The sequence below is a fragment of the Streptomyces africanus genome (genome assembly GCF_002150735.1).
Taxonomy (GTDB): domain Bacteria; phylum Actinomycetota; class Actinomycetes; order Streptomycetales; family Streptomycetaceae; genus Streptomyces; species Streptomyces africanus.
On the sequence record NZ_MUKA01000101.1, the window covers coordinates 1 to 9,237 of the forward strand.

Here is a 9,237-nt window from a genome sequence, read left to right on the forward strand (position 1 = left end):
GATACGGCCCGAGAAGCCGGTCCGGCTCGGCTGACCCACCGGGCCGACTCCCGGAGCACCCGCTTCCGTTTCTGGCCAATTCAAAACGAACCGTAACGAAGTGCGCGCATTATGTGATGTGCTTGGACCGTTCGCGCACATGGCAAGGGCTTGCGACATACGACAAACACATAGGCACGAAAGAACCACACAGGTCGCAGCGCACCACACAGCACGCACAGCCACGGGGGCGAAGGGGAGGGGAAGCGACCATGGGCTCGGAGCAGATCCGCCGCTGGGAGTCGGGAGCGCTGGCGCACGCCGTGACGGATCCCTTCGGGCAGGGCCCCGTTCCGTGGCTGCGCGGAAACGTCACGTACTTCGACGACAGCGGCCAGGTCGTCCCCTGGTACGTGGACCAGGACCCGGCCCAGGCCCCGAAGAAGGGCAGCCGCTCCGGCGGCCCCCGCGCGGCCGACGACGTCCACCGCCAGATCAAGGGCTTCACCTCCACCGGCGCGGTCGCGCCCGGCGAGGCCATCGACTTCCACATCACCGTCGACCCGCCCCAGGAGTTCGGCGTCGACATCTACCGCATCGGCCACTACGGCGGTGACGGCGCCGCGAAGATCACCACCAGCCCGCGCCTGTCCGGCATCGTGCAGCCCCCGCCGCTCACGGCGGACCGCACGGTCTCCTGCCACCACTGGTGGCTCTCCTGGCGGCTCCAGATCCCGTCGTACTGGAACATCGGCGCGTACGTCGCCGTCCTCACCACCGCCGACGGCTACCGCTCCCACGTCCCGTTCACGGTCCGCCACGACCAGCCCGCCGACCTGCTCCTCGTCCTGCCCGACATCACCTGGCAGGCGTACAACCTCTACCCGGAGGACGGCCGCACCGGAGCCAGCCTCTACCACGCCTGGGACGAGCAGGGCCGGCTGCTGGGCGAGTCCGAGGCCGCCACCACCGTCTCCTTCGACCGCCCGTACGCGGGCGCGGGCCTCCCCCTGCACGTCGGGCACGCCTACGACTTCATCCGCTGGGCCGAGCGCTACGGCTACGACGTCGCCTACGCCACCGCCGGCGACCTGCACGCGGGCCGCGTCGACCCCACCCGCTACCGCGGCCTGGTCTTCCCGGGCCACGACGAGTACTGGTCGGCCGCGATGCGCGGGGCCGTGGAGCGCGCCCGAGACGCCGGCACCTCGCTCGTCTTCCTCTCCGCCAACTCGATGTACTGGCGGGTGGAACTGGGCCCGTCCCCGTCCGGCGTCCCCGACCGCCTGCTGACCTGCCGCAAACGCAGGGGCCCGGGCAAGCCGGTGCTGTGGCGGGAGATCGACCGGGCGGAGCAGCAGCTCATCGGCATCCAGTACGCCGGGCACGTCCCCGTGCCCCACCCCCTCATCGTGCGCAACGCGGGCCACTGGCTGTGGGAGGGGACCGAGGCACACGAGACGGACGAGATCGAGGGCCTGGTGGCGGGCGAGGCCGACCGCTATTTCCCGCGCTCCCCGCTGCCCGAGCACGAGGAGCGGGTGCTGCTCGCCCATTCGCCGTACACGGACAAGGAGGGCACGGCCCGCCACCAGGAGACGTCCCTGTACCGCGCACCCTCCGGTGCCTGGGTCTTCGCATCCGGAACGTTCGCCTGGACCCCGGCCTTAGACCGCCCCGGCCACGTCGACGCCCGCATCCAGCGGGCCACCGCGAACCTCCTCGACCGCATCTGCAAACGCGACTGACCCACTGTCCGGGATCAGCCCCGCATACGGGAGAATCAACCCGACAGGACAGAACCACGGGGAGGAACCGTGTCCGGATTCGTAGAGAAGCCCGAGCCGATCCAGGTTCCGGGCCTGGTGCACCTGCACACGGGCAAGGTGCGCGAGCTGTACCAGAACGAGGCGGGCGACCTCGTGATGGTCGCCAGCGACCGCATCTCCGCATTCGACTGGGTGCTGCCGACGGAGATCCCCGACAAGGGCCGGGTCCTCACACAGCTCTCCCTGTGGTGGTTCGACCAGCTCGCCGACCTGGTCCCGAACCACGTCCTGAGCACGGAACTGCCCGCGGGCGCCCCCGCCGACTGGGTGGGCCGCACGCTCGTCTGCAAGTCGCTCCAGATGGTCCCCGTGGAGTGCGTCGCCCGCGGCTACCTGACCGGCTCGGGCCTGGTCGAGTACAACGAGTCCCGTACGGTCTGCGGCCTCGCCCTCCCGGAGGGCCTGGTCGACGGCAGCGAACTGCCCGCCCCGATCTTCACCCCGGCCACCAAGGCCGCCGTCGGCGAGCACGACGAGAACGTCTCCTACGAGGAGGTCGCCCGCCAGGTCGGCGCCGACACCGCCGCCCGGCTGCGCCAGGCGACCCTCGCCGTCTACTCCCGGGGCCGGGACATCGCCCGCGAGCGGGGCATCATCCTCGCGGACACGAAGTTCGAGTTCGGCTTCGACGGCGACGCCCTGGTCCTCGCGGACGAGGTCCTCACCGCGGACTCCTCCCGCTTCTGGCCGGCCGACGCGTGGCAGCCGGGCCGCGCGCAGCCGTCGTACGACAAGCAGTACGTCCGCGACTGGCTGACCTCGGCGGAGTCCGGCTGGGACCGGGGGAGCGAGCAGCCGCCGCCCGCGCTGCCGCAGCAGGTCGTCGACGCCACCCGCGCCAAGTACGTGGAGGCGTACGAGCGCCTGACCGGCACGAGCTGGTCGTAGGACCCGCACGGAGAACCCGCAGACACGGAGAAGCCCCCCGGCCGGAGCCGGGGGGCTTCTCACTGGAGCGAACGACGAGGTTCGAACTCGCGACCTCAACCTTGGCAAGGTTGCGCTCTACCAACTGAGCTACGTTCGCATGCGCCGTGGCGCGGGAACCACTATACCCAACCTCGCTCCCGCGCGAGCCGCACCGCGGCATGCCGGTTCTCCGCCCCGAGCTTCGACACGGCCGACGACAGGTAGTTCCGCACGGTCCCCTGCGACAGCGCGGCCCGCTGAGCGATCTCCGCCACGGGCGCACCGTCGGCCGCGAGTTCCAGCACCTCGGCCTCCCGCGCGGTCAGCGGCGAGTCCCCGGCGGCGATCGCGTCGGCGGCCAACTCCGGGTCGACGTAACGGTTCCCGGCGTGCACCGTGCGGATGAGCTCCGCGAGCCGCTGCGCGCTCACGGTCTTCGGCACGAACCCCCGCACCCCGGCCTCCAGCGCCCGCTTCAGATGCCCGGGCCGCCCGTGGCTGGTGACGATGAGAACCTTGCAGCCGGGCAGTTCGGTGCGCAGGGATGTGGCGACCTTCACACCGTCGGCGCCGGGCATCTGGAGATCCAGAACGGCGACGTCGGGCTGGTGCGCCCGGGCCATCGCCAGCGCCTCGGGCCCGGTGGCCGCCTCGGCGACGACCATGAGGTCGTCCTCCAGCGACAGCAGCGCGGCGAGCGCCCCGCGAATGAGGTGCTCGTCATCGGCGAGCAGCAGCCGCACCGGCTCTACGGCCGTCATGAAGTGACCTCACTCACAGCAGGCACGGCGGCGACGGGCTCGCCCGTGGCGGGCGCCGACGGCAGCGGAATCTCCGCCGTCAGCCGGAACAGCCCCTTGCCCGCCGGCCCGGCCTCCAGCGTCCCGTCGATCTCCGCCAGCCGCTCCCGCAACCCGGCGAGCCCGGAGCCGGACGAGCCGGACGCACCCTCCCCGTCTCCGGCCTCGCCGACCCCGTCGTTCTCCACCGACAGCACCACGCGCCCCTCCAGAACCTCCAGCCGCACCGCACACCGCCGCGCGTCCCCGTGCCGCAGCACATTCGTCGCGGCCTCCCGCACGACCCACCCCAAGGCGGACTGCACCCCGGCCGGCAGCCCCGCCGGGGTCCGTCCGCTCACCGTGCAGTCGATCCCGGCCGCGGTCAGCACGCCTTGCGCCCCGGCGAGTTCCGAGGCGAGGTCGGCCTCCCGGTAGCCGCGCACGACCTCGCGGACCTCCCGCTGCGACTCGTGCGCGAGCCGCTGCACCTCGACCATCTGCGCCACGGCCTGAGGCCGCCCCCGCTGGGCGAGCTGCACGGCCAGCTCGCTCTTGAGCGCGATGACGGCGAGGTTCCGCCCCATGACGTCGTGCAGATCCCGCCCGAACCTCAGCCGCTCCTCGGCGACGGCGAGCCGGGCCCGGGTCTCGCGGGCCTCGTCGAGTTCGTAGACGGCGTTGAGCAGCCACACGGAGAAGACGGCCGTGAAGGCGATGAACACGCCGCCGATCAGCACGATCAACGCGGTGAAGAGTGCCGTGACGGCGGAGGCGCCGAGCGCGAACGTCACGACCCAGGTACCGGCCGCGAAGCCGCCCGCGATGCCGAAGGCGCGCCGCCGGTCGCGGACGCCCAGCGCCATGATGCCGGGACCGAAGATCAGGATCACTCCGAAGACCCCACCGGCGGCGGTGTCGACGCTTTCACCGTCGGGTCCGTGCTCGGCGATGCCGATCGCGGCGACGGAGACCGCGGCGGTGACGGCGGCCAGGGTCCACATCAGCCCGACGGGCTGGGGCCTGCGGCCACGCGTCCAGTCCACCGCCCGCGACACGGTCACGAAGGCGAGGGCGGCGTGCACGGCCACCACCAGCATCACGGCACCACCCAGCCGTGTGCCCAGCGGGGCCGCGGACGTGAACCCGACGGAGAAGAACTCCATCACCGCGAAGAAGTAGAACGACCACCGCGTGTAGGTCTCGACCTTCTCCGGTGTGCTCTTCCGCCGCCACCACCTGCCCGGCCCGCGCATCAGCCCGTCACTCCCCCTTCGGTCAGCGCCGCGGTTCCCAGCGGAACCACCGCCGTACAGCAAACACCGCGATGACGATCCAGGCCATCGCCGTCGCGAGGGCGCCCAGCGCCTCGGACACCGGCAGATCGCCGGTCCAGCCGCCGCGCACCAGGGTGACGACGGGCGTCAGCGGCAGCAGTTCGCAGACGGAGGCCAGCCGGTCGGGCAGCAGCTCCAGCGGGACGAACATGCCGGAGCCCAGCATCGAGACGAGCAGCAGCGGCATGGGCGTGGCCTGTGCGCTCTCGCCGGTCCGGGTCACGGCGGCGGTGGCCGCGGCCAGGGCCGCGCACAGCACGAGCCCCAACAGCAGCCCGGCGACGGCCAGATGGGGCGCGGACGGCGGGGACAGGTCCAGCAGTACGGTGCAGCCGGCCGTGAGCAGCAGGCACTGCACGAGTCCGGTGAGGGCGGCGGGCAGCGCGGCACCGGCCAGGATCTCGACGTCCCGCAGCTCACCGGTGCGCAGCCGCTTGAGGACGAGTTCCTCACGCCGGACGACGAACGTGCCGACGAGCACCGAGTACACGGCGAACAGCAGGGAGAAGCCGACCGCGGCGGGCAGCACCAGGGTGCCGGTGTTCAGCCGGGCTTCGGCGAGGTCCATCTCCTCGGCCGCCGACCGCACGCTGAAAGGCATCACCAGCGGTACGAGCAGCGCCGCGACGAGCGCGCCCCTGGTCCGTCCGAGCAGGGTCAGTTCGGCGCGGGCGAGAGCGGTCATCCGGCTCAGCGCAGTGGTCGCGGCCGGTGCCGGGCGGGGCGTCGTGAGGGTGGCGCTCATGCCGCGTACTCCTTCGTCGTCGTCCCCGTGGTCCGGTGCGCGGAGGCGTCCTTGGCGATGCGGAGGAACGCCTCCTCCAGGGAGGCCGGCCGCACGTCCAGGCGGCGCAGGTCCACCCGGGCCCGCGCGGCCCACACCAGCAGTTCGGTGGCCGTCCGCTGGAGCTCGTGGGTGCGGAGCCGGACGGCCCGGCCGTCGGTCTCGTGCCCGGTGACGCCCAGCTCGCCGAGGGGCGGGAGATCGCCGACGAAGTAGCCGTCGGGCAGCTCGAAGGAGATCCGCGAGGGTTCGGCGGCGGTCACCTCGGCCGGGGTTCCGGTGGTGGCGATGCGGCCCTCGTGCATGATCGCCAGCCGGTCGGCGAGGTTCTCGGCCTCCTCCAGGTAGTGCGTGGTCAGCAGCACCGTCGTACCGCCGTCGCGCAGCGCGCTCACCAACTCCCAGGTTTCGCGGCGGCCTTCGGCGTCCAGCCCGGTGGTCGGCTCGTCCAGGAAGAGCACCTCCGGGTCGCCGAGCAGCGCGAGCGCCAGGTCCAGCCGGCGCCGCTGGCCGCCGGACAACTGCTTGACCCGGATGCCCGCCTTCGACTCCAGCCCGACCAGCGCCAGGACCTCCGCAGGCGGCCGGGCCCCGCTCACGCACCCCGCCCACATCCGCGCGGTCTCCGCGACGGTCAGCTCGGACGGGAAGCCGCCTTCCTGGAGCATCACGCCGGTCCGCGGCCGTACGAGGGCCCGGTCGGTGTACGGGTCGTGCCCGAGGACCCGCACCCGGCCGCCCGCGGGCGCCGCGAGGCCCTCCAGCAGTTCGACGGTCGACGTCTTGCCGGCGCCGTTGGTGCCCAGCAGGGCGAAGATCTCCCCGCGTCGTACGGAAAAGGTGATTCCGCTGACCGCCTCGAACCCGCCCCCGTACACACGCCGCAGGTCAGTGACCTCAATCACGTGTTCGTGTCCGTTGGTTTCCATGTCTTCAGCGTCCCGGCCCCGGGGCCCCAGAAGCAGTGCGCGCTGTCATCACTCGGCATGACAAATGTCAGAAGCGGAGGGGGAAACACGAAGAAGACCCCGATCCAGAAGGACCGGGGTCTCATTCCCGAGCGGACGACGAGGCTCGAACTCGCGACCTCAACCTTGGCAAGGTTGCGCTCTACCAACTGAGCTACGTCCGCATATGCTTCCGACCGGCTCTCACCGATCGGTGCGGGCACCAGCCTACCTGATCCACCAGAGTGGTCGGTACTGGCGATGCAGAGCGGGTGACAGGAATCGCACACTGCGCCTTCCCCCTGGAAGGGGGATGTTCTACTACTGAACTACACCCGCATGTTTCCGTGAGCCGGGCCTTTCGGCCTCGCCCCTCGGCGTGCTCCAGACTCTAGCTGATCAGCCGGGGTGCTGCGCAAGTCGGTTGCCGCGAGGGGCGGGTGACCGGTCGTCCGCCCGGCCTCACCGGCCCGTCACTGGGCGGCGGTGAACGCCTCGTAGACCTTCTTGGGGATGCGCCCGCGCGCGGGGACCTCCATCTTGTTGGCCTGGGCCCAGGCCCGCACGGCCGACGGGTCGGGGGCGACCTCCGTCTGCCGGTACGCCCGGCCCGAGCGGGACCGCTTGCGGCCGGCCTCGACGTAGGGCGCGAGCGCCTTCCGCAGTTCGCCGGCATTGACTTCGTTCAGGTCGATCTCGTACGACTTGCCGTCCAGTCCGAAGGCGATCGTTTCCGCCGCTTCCGAGCCGTCGATGTCGTCAAAGAGAGTGACCACGACCTTCTGCGCCACGAATATCGGTCCCTTCCTGCGGCACTTGCCAATTCATTTCTACAGTGCCTGGCAATGCATTGTGAAACTCGACTAAATCCTTCTGCGTGTCCGAACGCAATAGGTTCCGGGTGTCGACCCGGAATCTTTCCCGGAAATTTTCGTGTGTGGGTCCGTCGATGCGGGATCGTGATGACCGTCACGTAGTTTCCTACAAGTCGACGCGCGTAGAATTTTTGTGCGGGTAGTCTGAAGGAACCTGCTCAGCACCACACACCGGGAGTGCCAGTGGCACGCGTCGTAGTCGACGTCATGCTCAAGCCGGAGATCCTCGACCCCCAGGGCCAGGCGGTGCAGCGCGCACTGCCGCGGCTGGGTTTCGAAGGGATCTCGGACGTCCGCCAGGGAAAGCGTTTCGAACTGGAAGTTGACGGGCCGGTCGACGAGGCCGCCCTCGCCCGCATTCACGATCTTGCGGAGTCCTTCCTCGCGAACACCGTGATCGAGGACTTCACGGTCCGGGTCGAGGAAGTCGCGGAGGCCGTGAAGTGACCGCTCGTATTGGCGTCGTCACTTTCCCCGGAAGTCTGGACGACCGGGACACGCAGCGCGCGATCCGCCTCGCGGGCGCCGAGCCGGTCGCCCTGTGGCACAAGGACAAGGACCTCAAGCAGGTCGACGCCGTGGTGCTGTGCGGTGGTTTCTCCTACGGCGACTATCTGCGCGCCGGGGCCATCGCCCGTTTCTCGCCGGTGATGGAGCCCCTGCTGGAGCAGGCGAAGGCCGGTCTGCCGGTGCTCGGCATCTGCAACGGCTTCCAGATCCTCACCGAGGCCCATCTGCTGCCCGGCACGATGCTGCGCAACAACCACCTGCACTTCATCTGCCGTGACCAGAAGCTGCGGGTGGAGAACGCCGAGACGGCCTGGACCAGCGACTACACCGCCGGCCAGGAGATCCACATCCCGCTGAAGAACATCGACGGGCAGTACGTCGCCGACCAGCGCACGCTGGACGCGCTGGAGTCCGAGGGCCGGGTCGCCTTCCGGTACCTGGACGTCAACCCCAACGGCTCGAACAACGACATCGCGGGTGTCACCAACGAGGCCGGCAACGTCGTAGGCCTCATGCCGCACCCCGAGCACGCCGTCGAGCCGCTGATCGGCACCGGTCGTAGCGACGGCCTCCCGTTCTTCACCTCGATCCTCAAGAAGCTGGTCAACGCATGAGCCGGACGCCTCTGGACACGGTCGAGCACGCGGCCGCGACCCCCGACGTCGAGCTGCCCTGGGCCGAACTGGGCCTGAAGAAGGACGAGTACGAGCGCGTGGTCGAGATCCTCGGCCGCCGGCCCACCGGAGCCGAGCTCGCCATGTACTCGGTGATGTGGTCGGAGCACTGCTCGTACAAGAGCAGCAAGGTGCACCTGCGCCAGTTCGGCGAGAAGGCACCCGAGAACGACGCCCTGCTCGTCGGCATCGGCGAGAACGCGGGCGTCGTGGACGTCGGCCAGGGCTACGCGGTCACCTTCAAGGTCGAGTCGCACAACCACCCGTCGTACGTCGAGCCCTACCAGGGCGCGGCCACGGGTGTCGGCGGCATCGTCCGCGACATCATCGCGATGGGTGCGCGCCCGGTCGCCGTCGTGGACCCCCTCCGTTTCGGTGCGGCCGACCACCCCGACACCAAGCGCGTGCTGCCGGGTGTCGTCGCGGGTATCGGCGGCTACGGCAACTGCCTGGGCCTGCCGAACATCGGCGGCGAGGTCGTCTTCGACTCCTGCTACCAGGGCAACCCGCTGGTCAACGCCGGCGCCATCGGCGTCATGCGGCACGAGGACATCCACCTCGCGAAGGCGTCCGGCGCGGGCAACAAGGTCATCCTGTACGGGGCCCGTACGGGC

The 9,237-nt window shown here is 70.5% G+C and carries 10 protein-coding genes and 3 tRNA genes; 5 read left to right on the top strand and 8 right to left on the bottom strand.

The genetic code is table 11. The features are described from left to right. The first annotated feature begins 251 nt into the window (after positions 1 to 251). Both CCL05_RS15600 and CCL05_RS15605 read left to right on the top strand, forming a co-directional pair. Positions 252 to 1,727 carry a N,N-dimethylformamidase beta subunit family domain-containing protein gene (locus CCL05_RS15600; RefSeq protein ID WP_086561113.1) on the top strand — a complete coding sequence of 492 codons (1,476 nt, stop codon included), beginning with the start codon at positions 252 to 254 and terminating at the stop codon, positions 1,725 to 1,727. Between the two features lie 69 nt (positions 1,728 to 1,796). Then, on the top strand, positions 1,797 to 2,696 hold the full coding sequence (locus CCL05_RS15605) for a phosphoribosylaminoimidazolesuccinocarboxamide synthase (RefSeq protein WP_086561114.1): 900 nt from the start codon (positions 1,797 to 1,799) through the stop codon (positions 2,694 to 2,696). A 63-nt stretch (positions 2,697 to 2,759) separates the two neighbouring features. On the opposite strand, the gene CCL05_RS15610 is transcribed toward CCL05_RS15605, so the two are convergent. From CCL05_RS15610 to CCL05_RS15645, 8 genes are all read right to left on the bottom strand, one after another. After that, a tRNA-Gly gene (locus CCL05_RS15610) sits at positions 2,760 to 2,835 on the bottom strand. 22 nt (positions 2,836 to 2,857) lie between these two features. Beyond that, complete coding sequence (locus CCL05_RS15615) at positions 2,858 to 3,478, bottom strand: response regulator transcription factor (RefSeq protein ID WP_086561115.1); 621 nt, start codon at positions 3,476 to 3,478, stop codon at positions 2,858 to 2,860. Beyond that, the gene (locus CCL05_RS15620; protein WP_086561116.1) at positions 3,475 to 4,752 is read right to left on the bottom strand and encodes a sensor histidine kinase; all 1,278 of its coding nucleotides are present in this window, start codon (positions 4,750 to 4,752) and stop codon (positions 3,475 to 3,477) included. The genes CCL05_RS15615 and CCL05_RS15620 overlap by 4 nt, the downstream gene beginning before the upstream one ends. Before the next feature lie 22 nt (positions 4,753 to 4,774). Continuing rightward, positions 4,775 to 5,578, bottom strand: coding sequence for an ABC transporter permease (locus CCL05_RS15625; protein ID WP_086561117.1), 804 nt, complete (start codon positions 5,576 to 5,578; stop codon positions 4,775 to 4,777). After that, entirely contained in the window at positions 5,575 to 6,546 is a 972-nt protein-coding gene (locus tag CCL05_RS15630) for an ABC transporter ATP-binding protein (protein ID WP_086561118.1), read from the bottom strand. Before CCL05_RS15630 ends, CCL05_RS15625 begins: the two co-directional genes overlap by 4 nt. Positions 6,547 to 6,676: 130 nt before the next feature. Next, positions 6,677 to 6,749: transfer RNA gene (locus tag CCL05_RS15635), tRNA-Gly, on the bottom strand. 82 nt (positions 6,750 to 6,831) lie between these two features. Further along, positions 6,832 to 6,903, bottom strand: a tRNA-Gly gene (locus CCL05_RS15640). Between the two features lie 134 nt (positions 6,904 to 7,037). Next, on the bottom strand, positions 7,038 to 7,355 hold the full coding sequence (locus CCL05_RS15645; RefSeq protein WP_010045046.1) for a histone-like nucleoid-structuring protein Lsr2: 318 nt from the start codon (positions 7,353 to 7,355) through the stop codon (positions 7,038 to 7,040). A gap of 267 nt (positions 7,356 to 7,622) precedes the next feature. Between CCL05_RS15645 and purS the strand changes: the two genes are divergently transcribed. The 3 genes from purS to CCL05_RS15660 all read left to right on the top strand — a co-directional run. Further along, on the top strand, positions 7,623 to 7,886 hold the full coding sequence (gene purS, locus CCL05_RS15650; protein WP_010045045.1) for a phosphoribosylformylglycinamidine synthase subunit PurS: 264 nt from the start codon (positions 7,623 to 7,625) through the stop codon (positions 7,884 to 7,886). Next, on the top strand, positions 7,883 to 8,563 hold the full coding sequence (gene purQ / locus CCL05_RS15655; protein WP_086561119.1) for a phosphoribosylformylglycinamidine synthase subunit PurQ: 681 nt from the start codon (positions 7,883 to 7,885) through the stop codon (positions 8,561 to 8,563). The genes purS and purQ overlap by 4 nt, the downstream gene beginning before the upstream one ends. Further along, a partial coding sequence (locus tag CCL05_RS15660; RefSeq protein WP_244204284.1) for an AIR synthase related protein occupies positions 8,560 to 9,237 on the top strand: 678 nt, incomplete at its 3' end. The genes purQ and CCL05_RS15660, both read left to right, overlap by 4 nt.